The sequence below is a fragment of the Adhaeretor mobilis genome (genome assembly GCF_007741515.1).
GTDB lineage: Bacteria > Planctomycetota > Planctomycetia > Pirellulales > Lacipirellulaceae > Adhaeretor > Adhaeretor mobilis.
In genome coordinates this window covers 2,078,587-2,095,669 of record NZ_CP036263.1, presented here as the reverse complement: position 1 = coordinate 2,095,669, position 17,083 = coordinate 2,078,587, and the positions used below count along the sequence as shown (strand labels likewise).

Sequence of the window (17,083 nt, the reverse complement as noted above, 5' to 3'; positions counted from 1 at the left end):
TTTTGAACCGCAAAGAACGCGAAGAACGCAAAGGCCTGACGGTGGATCATTTCTTCGCTCTGCGTGTAGGAGTACCCCGAAGGGGTTTCATCCCATAGCCCAGGATAAGGTCCATCCGAGCCTAAGCGAGGAGGATCGCCACCCTGGGTAAACTGAAGATAGGAAATGCGACCGAGCAAATCGCATTGATGACCGGCGACACATGGCCGAGGTCGCAACGAGGCGGTGTTACCGATGCCCTTTCGACCTCGACTTTAGCCTGTCGATACCCAATGCGTGTTGCTCGGTCGATGAAGACTGTGGACCACGCTCCGAGGGTAGGTCAAAGCCGCTGAAGCTCGCTGTTGACCAACCCTAGGCTATGTTGCGAAACCCCTTCGGGGTAGGTTTACTACGCAAGCCATCGGCTCGGGCTCTTACTCTGCCACCCCCACAAACGGATTCGTCCTTTTCTCGCGCCCGATCGTCGTCGGCGGACCATGCCCTGGCAACACGAGCGATTCGTCGGGCAGCGGGTAGAGCTTTTCACGAATCGAACTAAACAGCGCTGCCGGGTTGCTATCGGGGAAGTCCGTTCTTCCCACACTGCCCGCAAACAGCACGTCGCCACCAAGTAGGAGCATGGGACTCGCTCCCTTGGCAACGAAAACGACGTGTCCGCTGCTGTGTCCAGGCGTCTCCAGCACGGTCCACACGACGCCGTCGAACTCGAGCGTTTCGGATTCTACAACAGTGCGATCTGCTGGTGGGCTCGTGAAGCCCACGCCAAATCCTTCGGAAAGGTTCGCCACCGGGTCGAGCAGCTTTGGTGCGTCGCCTTCGCCAATGATCAGAGGCAACTCGGGCCAGTGCTCCTTCATGACGGCATTGCCAGCAATGTGATCGGCGTGACCATGGGTGAGCAAGATCGCTTCCGGCACGAGTTTCGCCTCTTCAATCGCGGCAATGATGCGATCGGGCTCCAGCCCAGGATCGACTACCACGCAAGCACTGCTGCCTTCGCGATACACGACGTAGCAATTCTCTTCAAACAGCTGCGAGGTCACGGTAAGGAACTTCAGCTCAACGCTCGCGGTGCTAGCAACGCCTGCAGGATTCTGTTGGTTTGACATGCGATTCCGTCTTTTCAATTCTGTGGCCAGTTACTACTATTTGCCGCCAGTCGAGACTGACAACTGGTAGGGCGAACTTCCCCGGAACCCATTGCGTATTCCCGTGTGCCACCGCGATAATTTGAGCCCATAACAAGCTGACTTTGGGTAAGTTAATCGGGTTAGTCAGTTTTTCCGCATTAGCGAGAATTTTAGTATCGAAAGAGTCATTGTAATTGTTTCGCCTAAGTAGGGCGATAGTTCACTGATAGCCGCCCTCTTGTACCAAGACTCACAATGGGACGAAGACGGTCTTTATCGAGACCCCCAGGCTGCCAAAACCGAGAACGCGCTAGAGCACCCCGCCGGCCCCCGCACCGCCGGCTAACCGGGAGAGTTGATTTATGAACTGTTTATACCCTGTAGCAAGACATACTAGGCTGGCCATGCTGCTCGCAGCACCTGTAATTCTTGCCTGCTCGACGCTCTCGGTCCAGAGCGTGATTGCACAGCAATCGACGGGACTCACGGAGCCGATCTACCGGGTTGCTCACGAAGAGCCCGCAGGTGAAACGCCCGCTACCCAAATTGCATCGCGGACGGTTTCCGCTCCCTTGCCCGCAGGGATTAACCTTACGCAGCGACCAGGCGAGCATCCGCTGAACCCTTCGCTCCGCTTCGCCCAGCAAAGCTTGATCGATTTGGACAAGAACATCAAAGACTACTCGGCGATTCTCTACAAGCAGGAACGCATCGGTGGAGAACTGCTGGACCAGGAAGTGGCGTTTATCAAGGTCCGCCACCAGCCGTTTGGCGTGTATATGTTCTTCCTTTCCAAGCAGAACAAGGGTCGCGAGGTTGTTTACAGCGACATGCCAGACGGTTCGATCGGCAAGCTGAATGCCCGTGACTGCGGTTTTAAGAAGCGTCTAGGTGTGTTTTCGCTCGATCCCAACGGCAGGCTTGCCATGGGCGGCCAGAAGTACCCGATCACGAAGCTAGGAGTCCGGGAGCTGACGAAGGAACTGATTACTGTGGCTTCAAACGATGTAAAGTACGGTGAATGCGACGTCCGCACCGCTCAGACCGCCATCGGACCACGCAATAACAAACGCCCAGTAACGCTCATCGAAGTCACGCACCCCGTGCCTCGCCCAAATACGTTCCGCTTCCACAAGGCGCAGGTTTATATCGACAACGAGCTACGTGTACCCATCCGCTATGTGGCCAAGCTTTGGCCTACGGAGGAGGGCGGAGAAGCCCCTCTGGAAGAAGCCTATACCTATGTTAACCTGAAGATCAACAACGGGTTCACCGATATCGACTTCAGCAAAGACAACCCTGAGTACTTCAAGCCGTAGAAGAACTGCGAATTTCTAGACCAGAACCAAAACACAGGGCCGGGGTGCTAAGCACCCCGGCCTTCAGTGTTTGTGAACTTTCTAAATCAGCAGGCTGCTAGTCTAGAATCTAGGGTTCGCTGGCTTATAGGGTGGCGGGGTTTGCTTCTGCTGGGGAATCGGCTGAGTGAACGGGCTCATGTCGGTAGTCGTTTGACCACCAGCAAGACCGTTCGAGACCGATTCGCCTGAGAGCGATCCGTTTGAGGATGGGGGAGAAGCCGCACGGCTTGGAGTGCCGCTCGAACGCTCGTTAGGAATTTTGTCCTCACAAATCACTTGCAATAGCTTCGAAATGCAGAGCTTATTCATGCTGGTCCGCAAATCGTGAGCTTCCGTGCGCAGGTACTCATGCATGCTCTTGGGGAGCCGAACCGTGATCACGCGGGTGGGTTCGTTGTCCGCATCTGCGGAAGCCCGCTTCTCGCGAAGCTTGACTAGGATCTGCTGGATCGCGTCGAACTCCTCACTTTGCTCGAACTCGGCGAGTGCGTCGTGTGTCGGGAACGCGGTACGTACGACACCTTCGATTCCTAGGACTTCTCGGAAGAATGTAACCCAGTCTGGGTTTTGGCGATTGAGCTTCTCGGCGACCTGTAGGACTTCCCTGTACTTTTCCTTGTCCTGAGTGAGCATGGCTGAAGTCTCCTTCATAATCAGCTGATAGTGGTTGGAACTGAGGGCACCGCTGCTACAGACGCAAACCTGCGTCAAGCTGGCACCGGTCCTCAAGCATTTCCTCCATCATCCGCTAGCAGGCAAACTGCATCACTTAGGTACTTGCAGTGACTGCACTTACGGCGTTTTCCGGGGCGTGCCTATTTTCGGGCAGGGACTGCATCACCCGGCATTTCGAGCACTGCACACTTTTTAGGCACGGCTCGATTCCCAGAAAACCAGGTGTCCTGGCCGAAATAAGTTAAAGAAGAAATGGTAAACAACCGGGCGCAGCCCCCCCGCCGCTCGCGGCTGAGTAGCGCCGCCGGCAACCAAAAGAACCGGAGCAGTCAAAGAACTGGCAGCTAAGCCGCAAGCGGCAGGGCCCCTGCCATGGGCGAGTCAACTACGCGGTGGCGGCTCAACTAAGCAAGCTCGCTGCGGACTCGCTCCAAGAGCTCCTTGGTGAGCCGGATTCCCTCCATCTCGCCAGGGTGCTCACCTTCCCACTCGATGCCCACATAACCGTGATATCCGTGATCGAGTACGATTTTCATCATTTTGAAATAGTCTGTACCAGTCTCATTGCCATCCTGATTGAACTGGTGGCTCTTCGCACTTACTGCCTTGGCGGAAGGCATCAGCTCGTTAACGCCTCGGTAGCGGTCGTAGGTCCTCTCGCACACGGTTTTCACGCCGTCTGCCTCAGTCACAGTCTGTCCCAGCTTGAAATTGCCGAAGTCTGGCAAAGTACCGCAATTTGGCAGATCGACGCTCTTGATCACCCCAGCCAGCCAGCTGCCGTTACTGGAAAGTCCACCATGATTTTCCACGATCACGTTGATGTCGTGCTGCTTGGCCCACTCAGAGAGCCGTCGCAACCCATCGGCGGCCTGCCGAGACTGCTCTTCAGGTGTGCCACTCGACTGGGCGTTCACTCTGATGGAGTGGCACCCCAGGTACTTTGCCGCCTCGACCCACTGCTTATGGTTGTCGATTGCCTGCTGGCGTTTCTGTTGGTCAGCGTCGCCCAGGGCTCCTTCGCCATCGACCATGATCAGTACGTTCTTCACACCCAGATCGTCAGTGCGAGCTTTTAGCTCCTTCAGATACGCCTTATCTTTTGCTTTTTCCTTGAAGAATGCGTTTACGTACTCCACCGCATCAATCCCGCACTGCTTCTTTGCTATTTCAGGGAAGCGAAGATTGTCTTTGCCCTCGTTAGATGGATCCATGCTCAGGGTCCTGTGCAATGACCACTGGGCGAGAGAAATCTTGAAGAGCGGCTCTTCCTCAGTGGATTCCTGGGCAAGCGATGGGAGGGCAAGTCCAGTGGCGGTCGCCGCGGCAGTTGCGGCTAGGAAATCTCGTCGATTTGAAGATCGATCAGTGTCGTTTGGCATTTCGTATCCGTCTGATGGGTCCTGGCGGGAGATGTTGGGTTTTGAGGCCCGGTAGAAACGAATGTACCGCCAGCGGGCTCGATTGGCAAATTCGCAGACGCTTGCAGCCCATTGACCCCTGTTTGCCAGAATCAGACAATGGCTCCTTACTCACTTGGCAAACCAAACACCAACACTGCCCGACGGCTTGCGCCTGACGGGCCACTGAAACAATCTAGGAAGGCTTCCGATGTCCAACGCTACCGCCGAACCGATCACCATGCAGGGTGGCACGATGCAAGTTCCCAGCCACCCGATCATTCCTTTTATTGAGGGCGACGGCATCGGGCCCGACATCTGGGCGGCCAGCGTGAAAGTACTCGACGCGGCGGTCAAGCTGGCCTACGGCGACGATCGTCAGCTCCATTGGCAAGAAGTGCTCGCCGGTCAGAAGGCATTCGACGCTACGGGGGAGTGGCTGCCCGATGCCACACTCGACGCATTCCGCGAATACTTGGTTGGCATCAAGGGCCCGCTCACCACGCCAGTCGGTGGCGGCATCCGTTCATTAAACGTCGCGCTGCGACAAATCCTCGACCTCTACACCTGCTTGCGTCCGGTGCAATACTTCAAGGGCGTACCTTCACCCGTCAAGCAGCCTGAATTGACCGACATGGTCATCTTCCGCGAGAACTCGGAAGACATCTACGCGGGCATTGAGTTTGAAGCCGGCAGCGAAGACCTGGAGAAATTTAAGCAAGGCTTCAGCCAGACGTTCCCTGAACGCTGGAAAAAGGTGCGTTTCCCAGACACCGTCGGCATTGGCATCAAGCCAGTGAGCCAAGAAGGCACCGAGCGACTCGTTAAAGCCGCAATCCAGTATGCAATCGACAACGATCACGAATCAGTAACGCTGGTTCACAAGGGCAACATCATGAAGTTCACCGAAGGTGCCTTCCGCGACTGGGGTTACCAGTGTGCGAAAGACCACTTCGGTGCCACAGAAATCGACGGCGGCCCCTGGTGTTCGATCAAGTCGCCAAAGACGGGCAAGCAGATTACCGTGAAGGATGTCATTGCCGACGCGATGCTTCAACAAATCCTGACTCGCCCGGCTGAATACGATGTGATTGCTACGCTCAATCTAAATGGCGACTATATCTCTGACGCACTGGCGGCTTGCGTCGGCGGCATTGGCATCGCACCAGGCGGAAATATCAACTACGACACAGGGCACGCCATCTTCGAAGCCACCCACGGCACTGCGCCAAAGTACGCTGGCCAAGACAAGGTGAACCCCGGTTCGGTAATTCTCTCCGGCGAAATGATGCTCCGCCACCTCGGCTGGACCGAAGCGGCAGATCTGATCATCACCGGCCTCAACGGTGCCATCGGTGCGAAGACTGTCACCTACGACTTCGAACGCCAGATGGATGGCGCCACGCTAGTGAAATGCAGCGAATTCGGTGAGGCGATCATCAAGCATATGGGTTAAGTGCTTGTTGACAAATCTCAAGTGGCGACCGTTAGCCGTCGCCGTACTGGCGAACTCAATGCGGTGCCGGGACGGCGGCGGCTAACGGAATATCGTGTGCGAGCGGAGTAATAGTGTGCGCGAGTGAGCGAAAAGGCCTCAAACACACAAAATACAGCCCAAAATTGACCCTTTCCCCTCCGCTACTTAAAATGGAAGGTCAATCGAGTTCTCTTCCCGCAGTCCTACCTTGCTTAGCGACAACGACATGAATGCACCGTCCGAGTCGCCTTCGGCGCTGAAATCCAACGCCCCCCATTCGCCGGACGGCTCCGAAATCACCGTTGTGACACCTGCGTCGTCAATTACGCCTGAACAGTATCCTGCAGGCATCACCTCGCGCGAGTTGGCTCATGCGTTGCAGGGCGAAACACTCGGGCACTTCGTGCTGCAAGAGTTTATCGGTGGCGGTGGCATGGGGGTGGTGTTCAAGGCGTATGATACGCGCCTCGATCGCACAGTTGCCGTCAAGGTGGTCGCCTCGCAACGAATCAGTACGAAGGACCTCGAGCGCCGCTTTATCATCGAAGCTCAATCTGCTGCACGACTCGACCATCCCAATATTGCGAGAGTGTACGAAGTCAACAAGGCTCGCGGGCTCTCTTACATCGTATTCGAACATATCGAAGGCTCCAACCTGCGTGACTATGTCCTCCAGCGTGGTATGCTTCCGCTCAATGATGCGCTACTTTTAACCTATCAAATTGCCCATGCCCTGTCGCACGCCACTGATCGCGACGTCGTGCATCGCGACATAAAACCTTCGAACATTCTCGTCACGCCAGAGGGCCAAACGAAAATTGTGGACATGGGGCTCGCTCGCCTTAAACAAGTCGAGCCGGCCGATCACGAACTCACCGCCACCGGCATGACCCTTGGCACGTTCGACTATATCTCTCCCGAGCAAGCACGCGATCCGCGTACTGCCGACGCACGCAGCGACATCTACTCACTCGGTTGCACGCTATTTTATATGCTCGCAGGACAAGCGCCGTTCAGCAAAGGAACGATGGTCGAGAAGATCATGTTCCATCAATCCGAGCTACCGCCCGAACTGCGACGCTTCCGTAGTGACATTCCGGATTCCGTAAATGCTCTGCTCAGAAGCATGCTTGCTAAGTCACCCGCCAATCGACCGCAGCATCCGGCCCAACTAGCTCAGCGAATCCGCGCAATCCTGTCTGACCTCGGCTCGGCAGTCAGCGATCAGCTGAGTCCAGTCGAGTGGCACGCTCAGTTCGTGCAACCCCCAGCCTGGCGAACGCATTTGCCATGGATTCTTCCCGTGGCGGTTCTCCTGACGGCCGTGCCACTGCTCAATGGCTTGCTTTCCCCTGCTGCGCCGCCAGTGACTTTCCTGCCCATCGTGGAAACTACCGCGTCACCTAGCCCCACGAACCCGTCAATCAAGAAAACAGACGAAGCTGTATCAACAGCACAAAGTGCCCAACCCGTGCCCAACCCAAGCTCAGCAGATCCCTTGCCTAGCTCTACCGAGGATTCAGCTACGACTTCTAGTGAAATTGCAGATACGGCTACGGCACCAGAGGTCAACCTATCTTCGGTGACATTTCGCATCGTGGCAGACCCGACTGAGGAAACTCCCACCTCGGCTATCCGTCCCGGAAATCAATCCCAAGCCTTGGGAGATCCGGTAGAAAACGCGAATGGTTTTCAGTGGTCCTGGGAAGAAACTCCGCCAGAAGCTAACTAGCGACAGCTTCCTGTCAGTGGGGTGGCTTGGCGGAGAATTGTTGACACCAGCTAGCTCGGCCGTTCTACTAAATACACCGTTCGGGCCAAAAGTGGCTCGAACTCCCGCCTGCCTCGCTGTGCTGAAATCAGCTTGTTCTGACATTCCCCCAGCGACCCTACCTGATACCCACGAATTCGATGATCACGCCCCCTCTGCATTCTCATTTCCAGGAGCTACCCATATGCCTCGGTTGATTTGTCCACTCATTATCGCAATTCTTGTTTCTACTGGAGTTCGCTCGGCCCAAGCGATCCCCAACTTTCAAAAGGTGTTTCTGACGACCTACATCGATGAACACAAGGACCAAGAGTTTACTGAAACGGTGAAGAAGAAGGTGAAATGCCTCGTTTGCCATCAAGGAAAAAAGAAAGTAACACGCAACCTGTACGGCGTACAACTCGCGAGAATCCTCGACAAGAAGAAGGACAAAGACTTCAAGGATCCGGCAACCGTCAAACGTATCGAGAAGGCAATCCAAAGCGTCGGTAAGCTCCACTCCGATCCAAAGGACAGTAAGAGCCCAACGTACGCTCAACTGATCGAGAAAAGCAAACTACCCGGTGGCGATCTGGCAGCTTTGCAGAAGGAACCCACTGAAAAAGAAGCTGAGGAACGCGCCGAAGCTGAAAAGCAACCTTTCAAGGAAGCAAAGGACGACGAAAAGTAAGAGGGCGAGGCAACTTAGTCGCGACTATATCCTGTCAAGAGTCATCGAGACCGCAACACCCTGTTGTTGCGGTCTCTTTGCATTGCCGTTGGCGTGCTCTCCAGTTCGCATGCGTTGTAGTGCCGCAGTCATGAGTAGCACAATCGCAAGCAACAGCCACCCGGCCCGCGTTGGAGCACCTCCGTCGAACTTCCCAAAAGATAGTGTTGCCAACCTTTCGCAGAGCTTCAACGTTGCCAAAACGGCTAAGCCTAAGAAACTTGCGGCTATCCAATCGCCCCCCAAGATTAAATCCCTTGAACCGCTTTCCAAGGCGGCAAGCACCCAAACGCCAACGCCGATTTGCACAAACGTTACACCAAGAGCAACCTGTGCCAGCCGTCGAATCGATTTTCCGAATTGCCCTTCGCTACTCTGCGCAGCCACAATCCACATAGCAAAAATTGCGGACACCGCCAGCGAAGCAAACGCAAAGTGCGCACTCAGTGCGAGTATCTCGCCAGAGGTCATCAGCTTAAGCAGTTCGCTCCGGGGTAATTCTTTAGCGCGCGACCAAGTAGGATCTGCCGTAAGTTTCCCCAGGGCACTCATCAGGGGCGGAAAGTGGTACAGCAGATTGGTTGACGCAAGCAAACCAAGGGCGAGAGCTGCCCACGACTTTCCACGGGTGAATCCTCGAGAGTCCCCCGTTCTCAAGAGCAGCCCTTGCCCCACGATACACGCGGCCGAAAAAACCAGCTCGCTCAACGCGAACCACAGGGCCCGCTCCGGAAGCCGCCGCCAAGCGGCTTTCATAGCTTCGTCGCCCAGCGCGAACATCACCCCGCCCAGGGCTATCCCTATCAAGAGTGCCAAGAGCGAAGACCAAATAAGCCGTCTAGCAACCGCAATCGCCGTGCAAGCATCGCCAACAGTAGCTTCGGTAGAATCGTCACTTCCGCGGCGTCTCCCCTGCCAAACAGGCAGCAAACCTAGTACAGGCAGCCCGCAGGCCAAGTTCACCGCGATCAAATGAGAGGCCAGGAGCAGAACGGTGAACAAATCGGACTCAAGGGAAAGGAAAGTGGACGATTGAGGACCGATTGACAATGCCCGCGGTCAGGGGTTACTATTTTATCTCTTGAGCAGAGAGTTCAAGGGCGATTAGCTCAGTTGGCTAGAGCGCTTCGTTTACACCGAAGATGTCGGGGGTTCGAGTCCCTCATCGCCCACACGTTGCAATTGCAGGGAGTCGCGTTCACTCGCGGCTCCCTGTAATTCTAGGTGTTTCTCGAAACTGGCATTTTCTTCATGCAAGCCGATTCTACCCGGTTCGTGCACTGACTGCGCCGCATTCTGCGCCGCGCTGCCTTCTGGGGTCTCATCGCTCTGTCTCGCTGTCGCTAGTGTTGCCCGCTTGAAGTCGGCTTCGGTTACTTGCAGATAATGCTTATTGGCCACGACGACACTGTGCCCAAGCCAAGCCGCCGCAACGTGGGCAGGATGCTCTGCGGCTAGCTCAGTCGCCCGGCTAGCTCGCAGATTGGCGAACAGCTTCGGCCATGCTTCAAGCCCCGCTCGCTTAATGATGCGTTGCAACTGGGGTCGCAGGTTGGTGTTCTTGTCGCGATAGCGAGTGATAACGTACCATCCCTCCACCGCCGATCATGGCTAACTAGCTCCCCAGTCGAACGGTTCCTCCGCGTTCGCTTCTGCAAACTCATACGCCTGCCGTAGGGCTTCGTATTCACTCTCGGCCCGTTTCTCACAGATCTGCCATCACGCTCCAGCGTGCAGCACCAGCCAATGCGCCCGCGTTGAAGGATGACAGAGAAGCCCTGTTGCTCAATCATTTGTTGGTAGTCCATGCCCGCTAGAGTAGCGGCTGGAATTGACCTGCCCCCAAAACCTGTACCACAGCTTATGAGAGTAGGGACTGGGGAATCTCTCCGCCCTGCTGGAGCGGAGGAGTTGGCCGTGATTAGGGCTTGAAAGAGACATTCAATCCGCTGCATCTGCGATAGTAACGTCGTTCTTTAAGTCACAACAGAAGATGTTTTCAAGCGTCAATCATTTTGGAATCGGACGTTCACCAACACAGACAGGCACGCCACCGCAGCCATCATAAGCGTTCCCGGTTCTGGTAGGTGCAATGCAGCGAACGATCCCGAGCCGTTGGCTTCTTCGTATGCAAGCTTGAACAAATCGAAGTCGTAGATATCGACGTCACCATCAATATCGAGGTCTCCCTGCCCATAAGCTTCCGCTTCAGACAGTCCTGAAACATCACTATCCAGGCCAGCACGGAATAGGTTCCAGTCTTGTGCATTAAGCGTCCCATTGAAATCAAGATCACCGATCGTCTCGTGGCTAACAGCAAACGCACCGGGCTTGCCGTACCACATGGTCGCCGCCGAAAATTCATAGTCTCCGCCAGTGATATTTAAGATTTCCATATCCAAATGGAGACTCTCGTTGAACGGTATGGTGTCTAGTGCGCGCACACGCCCGTTGACCGTTGTGCCAGTCGCTCTGTTCGCTCCGGCTTCGGGTTGGGTAACAAAGGCGTGATTGAAGGTTTCAGGGTGCCTGCCTCCCCAAGCATATCCGTAGTAGTCTTCGGTCCCTGACCCGAATTGCGAGGGAAACTCTTCCCCATCCACATAGATTTTCTCGTCGCCTTCGCCCCACCATTTTGCTGAGCCGTCTGTCGTATGTACTTGTAAAGTATCTCCCACGTAGACACCTTCACCAAGAATCGATACATAGTTGTAGTCTCGCCCTTCGTTGATATTCTCAAACTCTTCCCCCGGTCGATAGTTCGAGTGGAAGTACATGGAATCGTCCGTCCAAGTCCAATCGCCGGTCTCGACCTCCAATCCAACCGTAACGTTCTGACTTCCGTTGTTGACGACTCGGACTTCTGCCGCATTCTGAAATGGCATTGTCCAATAAGAGGTCATGTCGCCCGTATTTGGGTCTACGGTTCGGTACCAGTCTTCAACCTCATTCATTTGGTTGGTGCCTGAGCCAAAAAATGACCCTGCAGGCACGCGAACGGTCGTCTTGCCGTCGAACGAGATATGCAACTCTGTGTCCTTGATCGCCGCCGCCATATCCGTGGCTTGCAGGTTGAGCTTCAGTCGCTTGACGGCGCTAGTTCCCGAAAGAGTCTGGCTTAAGATCTGGCCATTGCCCAGAGTTCCCGACGTGTTGTGCTGCTGATTCCCTGTGCCGCGCGGCGCTGTATCGGGACTCATCAGCTGCGCGTTCACCGCTGCCAGCTTGGCCGCGGTAGCGGGTACCGTAGGGGTGCTGGCAGTAAAGCTGGTGACAGTTGTGCCGGGCTCATACGTGCGGTAGTTGATGCCGTACCACAACCCATCCCCGGTGCCGCCAGGCGTGTGGTCGAAGGTGATTTTCAAGCCGTTGGAATAGGGAATCGGGGCATAAAGGTTCTGCCCCGGCGATCTGCCTGCTGCCGTGAGGTCCGCATCAACCGATCGCCAAGACAAGTAATCGCCAAATTGTGAGTTCTTCCCTATCAAGTCCTCAGCTGTGCCAGACCAGAAGGGAGTGCTGCTGCCATCCATATAAAAACGGAGCGTGGCGGGCTGCTGAGGGACTCCGCCGGCCCAGATTCGCGTGACCGCACCGGGGCCTGTTTCATCGAACAACACCCACTCGGTTCGCCCCTGGTTGACTTCCGAGCGGATATAGTTTGACCAATCGCTATTCGCGAACCAGCCTGACTGGCCTGGTGCCACAGACCCACGGTCGTAGCTACTACGCTGCTTTAGCGTGAAGCTCTTGTCCGCGTTCGGATGAACAGCGATGGCATCGCGATCCAGGATGTCGTCGAGGAGCGAATCGATCGTGACTGCTTGACCATTCGTTGTGCTGGTATGTGCTGCCGCAACAATTATGACGAGCACCAGCCAAGCGAATCGGCTAAGTGTATCTGTGATGGTCTTGCAATTGATAAACGCCATTCTGTGCCTTCTCTAGGTCCCAAAAGCTAATTGCTGTTGTCACTTCATTTCCTCTGGAAGCGGTGGTATTGACAGCGCTCCGTCAGGATCGGGTTCTCGGTTGGACTCGGTTTTAGAATCGCCGTACCAATACGCCCCCACGGCGTACCCCATATTACAATCTGTTCCAGACCAGACTTCCATGTCGAGCTGCAGTGATTTCTCGAATGGCATGGTATCTAAGGCGCGGGTGCGAGTCTCGGTGCTGAAGCCTTGGGTATTGCGTTCATCTGTGGTCTTGCGATTTAGCTTGTTGTAAACAGTGCATCTCGTCTGCGCATGGAAGGGATGTTCGTAAAAGTCTGTGCTGCGACCACCCCAGGAATACGCGTAGTAGTCTTCAGTCCCAGTTCCAAAAATAGAAGGGAAGCTCTCGCCATCCACAAAGATCTTCTCGTCACCTTCTCCCCACCACTTCTCAACCGGGTTCATAATTGTCAGCGTGTCGCCGACGTACACACCACGCCCCTTTAGTGTTACGTAGTTCCAGTCCGAGAACGGTCGAGTCGGGACCGGGTACTGACCGCGCCATGCAGCATGGAAGTACATGGACCGGTCGTCCCAATCCCAGGCACCGACCGCGGCATTGAGTTCGAAGTCAACCGGTTCCGCTCCTAAGTTGACGATCGAGATAGCGCCCGACTCACGGTAAGGCATAACCCAGCGGCTGGACATCGTGCCGTCCTCGGCAACTGTGCGGTACCAACCTTGAAATGGATTCAGACCGATCCCTGAGCCGAAGAAGTCCCCCAGCGGGCACCACACCGTTGGCTTGCCATCGAATTCCATCTTCAGCACGACAGTCCGGGTCACGCTAGGATCTTCATAGCTGCCAAGCCGAACCGATAGTCCGCGAATCGCCGCAGCGCCTTCCGGCAGATCAACAGACATCTCTTGCCCACAGTCGAGCGTGCCCGCAAGCTTCTGTTCATTCGAGGAGGAAGCGTCTTTCGGTGCGAGCAGCGCTGAGCACGTTTCTTGCACCAGCGAAGAGTTTGTTTGCAAGTATTCCATCCGGAAGGTCTGGACCGAGGTTCCCTCATCGTACTCCCGATAGGTGAATTGGTAGAAGAAGGGCCGCTCAGATACGGTTACTCTGCAGCCCTTCGCGTAGGGGATTGGCAAAAACGAAACCGCCGACCGCAGCGACTTGTGGGCGAGCGGAAACGGCACTATCCCTTCGCCTTGGAACAGCTCAAACTCGTTCCCCTCAATGACCGGCTCTACTTCGCCGTCGAGGTAGATGCGGATAATCGATGAGCTGGTGGACTTATTCTGTCCTCTCCACGGCATCCAGGACCGCACGATCGCACCGGGTCCGTCATCCTCCATCAGCACCCATTCTTTTCTCCCCCCGTTTTCTTCGATTCGGATGAAGTTTTTATCTTTGTCGCTCGAATTGTAGTCGTGGTTGGTAAACCAGCCTTTAGGTTTGTCTCTCGGCGGCTCTAGCACTGTGGAAGCGCGGTTATAGCTGCTGTCCTGTTTCAGCCGGAAGTTGTGTTGGGGGAAACGTGCAACCTCGTCGCGGTTCGTCATTTCTCGCAGCATCGAATCAAACGATACGACTTCATCGAGCTGTTCCTCGGCCGATGCAATCGGCGCATACACCAGCACCAACAGCGCCGTGCAAACGTAACCTCGTAAAGTGTTCATGAGTGCTTTCCTAAATTCATTCCCACACACTCTTTGATAATTCAAACGGCTAGCCCCCGGCGGCTGCGTCTCCGCAATCTCAACACAGACCATGCCAGGAGCGCCAAACCAAGACTGGTCGGTTCAGGAACAGCAACGAGCGCTGCGAAACTGCCGGGCCCGTTCTCATTCTCGTAAGCCTCTTTGAACAAACCGAAGTCGTCGATGTCGATGTCGGCGTCGCGGTCGAGATCGCCTTTCATAAACGCTTCGTAGAAGGCGTCATTGAATACATCGGAGTCAAGATTCGTCCGAAATATCACCCAGTCTTCCACACCTACTTCGCCGTTGCCGCTGAGGTCACCCAAGACACTATTGTTGCTGACACGCAGCAGAGAGATCGCTCCATTTCCGCCTGCCAGGAAATTACCAAAAGGGTCGCGGGTGACATCGAGTGCTGAAGTAAGGCCTTCAAGAACGACGGAAGTATTGCCCGTTTCACGGTCAATGTAGAGCACATCCCTTCCGCTACCAGAGTTGCGAGCTAAGAGAACGTCGCCAGCAAGCGACGGGTCTGCAACATCGGGCTGAAAGAAGTCGAGCCCCCCTGCGGCGACATTGTTACCAACCGTCACAAATGGGGCAACGCTGTTGGCTGGAACAAAATAGCCCGCATCGATCGCCAGTTGCGAAGAGTTGACTTGCAATGATCCATCTTCGTCGCCCGAAACTTTCCAATCGCCAACAATGTCGTTGCCTTTGAAGAAGCCATGGTCCGACTGAAAGGTAACATTCCGATGTAGCTCGTCGGGCATATTCGGATTCTCGTTTTCGTTGAAACTTACCCAGATTTCTCCTGCGTCATCGATTCCCAAGCCGTAGTTGTTTCGAAAGCCAGTCGAGAAGACTCGGAGTTTGCTTGGCGAAGTACTGGTGAATGGCTGGGCATCCGCGCGGACATCGTCGTCATCGACCGTGCTATCCCCGGTCAGATCAGAAACCGTAAAGCCCGCGACGTTCGAGGTGCTTGTATCTGTCAGGGTTGTCAAATCCTCAATGAAATTGAGCGAACCCGTGTACGCAGTTTCTCCCGGGTCGCTTTGGTCGACACCCGTGCCCCCAATCGCTTGATGCTGAGCGGCCGTTTGGCCACCATTTTGAGTGCGAGAACCGACACCCACGTAGAGAGAGTCGTCACGTATCTGGAATTGATTGACCTGATGGACGCTTGTCACCGCGATACCAGAAACAATCGATTGGTTGAGATCTCCACCGTTGCCAAAAATTCCATCCCCATTCGCGTCATTGACGCGCACGATAGGCTGCAGCAAAGGCTCCATGTCGCGTGCTCGAAAACGAACAGCGGGAGCTAGGTACATGACAGTCCCCAAAGTCGGGTCTTGGTGAAAAGCAAGTCCTAGCGTGCCATTAAAACCGCCGTCTCCGTCGGTACCGCCCGTACCAATAACACCGCCAAGTTCTGTAATCGAAGTCGGCACAGCGGTGACAGGATTGGAGAGGAAATTGGCGGAAGTCGGATCGTAGTCGAAACGGGTAACCCCGCCTCCGAAGGTACCGACATAAGCATGCTGGGAGTCTCCTGGGGCAAAGGCAACTTGACCGACGATACCAGTTAAGCCGTTAGTGACCGATCCGCCGAGCGTAAGTGTGCCATTGAGATCGTTGACAAGCGTTTGCGCAAGCGAACGCTCGGCCACGCAAACACTGGCCAAGCTAATCAAAGCGAGAAGGCCGCTGGTGCGTAAAAGGCAAAATACGGCTGAATTCATCGAGTTCACGGCAATCATTTAGGAGTTCCTCTTGTTATCTTTGTGCGCGCCTCGGTGGAAATAAACGCGAGATCGCATCATCCATGATACGAGGCGGTCTCAATTCGTAACGGCCCGGCTTCTTTCAGTCATTGGCAACGAAGGCAGATCGCCGCCGTAAACTTGCCGACGTCAAAAGCAGAATGCATACGGACATGATGGCTGTCGGCTCAGGAATTTCGGTCACGACAAAATCGAAAACGTAGTCGACTGCCTGATTCTGATTCTCTTGGATTAAGAATGAGTAAGACCCAGCAGCGAGGAAATCGACATTGAGGCCACCATCGCCAGGGTCAACGGGCACACTGCCACCAATAAACAAAGGTTCCGGCGGCGATGGCTCGAAGTCGGTTGCTCCTGAAAACAAAGCTGCGTCGGCAAACGGGTAGAAAAAGTTGCCGCCGCCCAGGTCCTGGACCGGGGCAAACTGTTCCCCTACGGCGTACGCAGCAAAACCACGTCCGAAATCGTTGTAGCGATTCACAAACACTTGGTCCAAGCGATGCCCAGCAGGGACGATGATCGTAAAGTAGTCGCCGTCGGTACCAGCGTCTGTGCCGTCGCCCAGGATGGTTCCCGAGCCAGGCTCTTGGCCCACTTCACCCGTAACCAGATTGCTGCCCAGCTCGAGTGCTAGGACGGTTGGGTTTTGAAAGTCGCTAGAAAAACTATCTGTCCCAGGAACTTCAGATAGATCCACCGCCATGGAAATGCGAGCCAAACACAGGGCACTAAACAGCACCAAAAACGTACGGAAGGTTGCCATCCACTCTCCAGTTGTCGAATCAAAGTAGGTTAAGTTGAACGAGGTAATGCATGTGAGCCAAGAAGTCCTGCTGTATGGTGAACCCTGCCGCAGCCACTAAATATCCAGGCACGTTTGGTCGTCGAAGCGACTGGAAAACCTCACAAAAGAACTCCGCTGGCATACGGGGAGCAACTCAGAACACGCCATGTTCAGAGTCATATCAAGCGATACCGCAGCCTGCATGGCAGACTGCGGTATCGAATTGAAAACTATTCTGGTACTTCGCCTAGGCTTACTGCTTACGACGCTGGACAAAAAGTTCAAAAGCGCCCCCTGAATGCAGGGGGCGCCATGAACTGAGATACATTCTGGCA

Annotated in this window: 12 protein-coding genes and 1 tRNA gene; 5 read left to right on the top strand and 8 right to left on the bottom strand. The window is 55.0% G+C overall.

The features are described from left to right. Positions 1-416 precede the first annotated feature (416 nt). On the bottom strand, positions 417-1,112 hold the full coding sequence (locus HG15A2_RS08190; protein WP_145059587.1) for an MBL fold metallo-hydrolase: 696 nt from the start codon (positions 1,110-1,112) through the stop codon (positions 417-419). Between the two features lie 425 nt (positions 1,113-1,537). Between HG15A2_RS08190 and HG15A2_RS08185 the strand changes: the two genes are divergently transcribed. Further along, entirely contained in the window at positions 1,538-2,452 is a 915-nt protein-coding gene (locus HG15A2_RS08185) for a DUF1571 domain-containing protein (RefSeq protein WP_218932411.1), read from the top strand. 102 nt (positions 2,453-2,554) lie between these two features. Here the strand turns inward: HG15A2_RS08185 and HG15A2_RS08180 are convergent, their stop codons facing one another. Together HG15A2_RS08180 and HG15A2_RS08175 are read right to left on the bottom strand one after the other, a co-directional pair. Continuing rightward, complete coding sequence (locus HG15A2_RS08180; protein ID WP_145059583.1) at positions 2,555-3,145, bottom strand: hypothetical protein; 591 nt, start codon at positions 3,143-3,145, stop codon at positions 2,555-2,557. Between the two features lie 428 nt (positions 3,146-3,573). Next, a complete protein-coding gene (locus HG15A2_RS08175) occupies positions 3,574-4,551 on the bottom strand; it encodes a sugar phosphate isomerase/epimerase family protein (protein ID WP_145059581.1) in 978 nt (325 codons plus the stop codon). Between the two features lie 229 nt (positions 4,552-4,780). On the opposite strand from HG15A2_RS08175, the gene icd reads away from it, so the two are divergent. From icd to HG15A2_RS08160, 3 genes are all read left to right on the top strand, one after another. After that, positions 4,781-6,025, top strand: coding sequence for an NADP-dependent isocitrate dehydrogenase (icd, locus tag HG15A2_RS08170; protein WP_145059579.1), 1,245 nt, complete (start codon positions 4,781-4,783; stop codon positions 6,023-6,025). Positions 6,026-6,272: 247 nt separating this feature from the next. Further along, positions 6,273-7,778 (top strand): serine/threonine-protein kinase, encoded by a 1,506-nt coding sequence (locus HG15A2_RS08165; protein ID WP_145059577.1) that lies wholly within the window; start codon positions 6,273-6,275, stop codon positions 7,776-7,778. 223 nt (positions 7,779-8,001) lie between these two features. Then, on the top strand, positions 8,002-8,487 hold the full coding sequence (locus HG15A2_RS08160) for a hypothetical protein (RefSeq protein ID WP_145059575.1): 486 nt from the start codon (positions 8,002-8,004) through the stop codon (positions 8,485-8,487). A gap of 24 nt (positions 8,488-8,511) precedes the next feature. Here HG15A2_RS08160 and HG15A2_RS08155 read toward each other — a convergent pair whose 3' ends face one another. Beyond that, positions 8,512-9,528 (bottom strand): hypothetical protein, encoded by a 1,017-nt coding sequence (locus HG15A2_RS08155; protein WP_145059573.1) that lies wholly within the window; start codon positions 9,526-9,528, stop codon positions 8,512-8,514. A gap of 96 nt (positions 9,529-9,624) precedes the next feature. Between HG15A2_RS08155 and HG15A2_RS08150 the strand changes: the two genes are divergently transcribed. After that, positions 9,625-9,698, top strand: a tRNA-Val gene (locus HG15A2_RS08150). An 834-nt stretch (positions 9,699-10,532) separates the two neighbouring features. On the opposite strand, the gene HG15A2_RS08145 is transcribed toward HG15A2_RS08150, so the two are convergent. From HG15A2_RS08145 to HG15A2_RS08130, 4 genes are all read right to left on the bottom strand, one after another. Further along, positions 10,533-12,458: a glycoside hydrolase family 172 protein gene (locus HG15A2_RS08145; RefSeq protein WP_145059571.1), complete on the bottom strand. Its 1,926-nt coding sequence runs from the start codon at positions 12,456-12,458 to the stop codon at positions 10,533-10,535. A 39-nt stretch (positions 12,459-12,497) separates the two neighbouring features. Continuing rightward, positions 12,498-14,153, bottom strand: coding sequence for a glycoside hydrolase family 172 protein (locus HG15A2_RS08140; protein WP_246117908.1), 1,656 nt, complete (start codon positions 14,151-14,153; stop codon positions 12,498-12,500). A gap of 41 nt (positions 14,154-14,194) precedes the next feature. Then, complete coding sequence (locus HG15A2_RS08135) at positions 14,195-15,940, bottom strand: hypothetical protein (protein ID WP_145059569.1); 1,746 nt, start codon at positions 15,938-15,940, stop codon at positions 14,195-14,197. A gap of 106 nt (positions 15,941-16,046) precedes the next feature. Further along, a complete protein-coding gene (locus HG15A2_RS08130) occupies positions 16,047-16,727 on the bottom strand; it encodes a hypothetical protein (protein WP_145059567.1) in 681 nt (226 codons plus the stop codon). Positions 16,728-17,083: the final 356 nt, after the last annotated feature.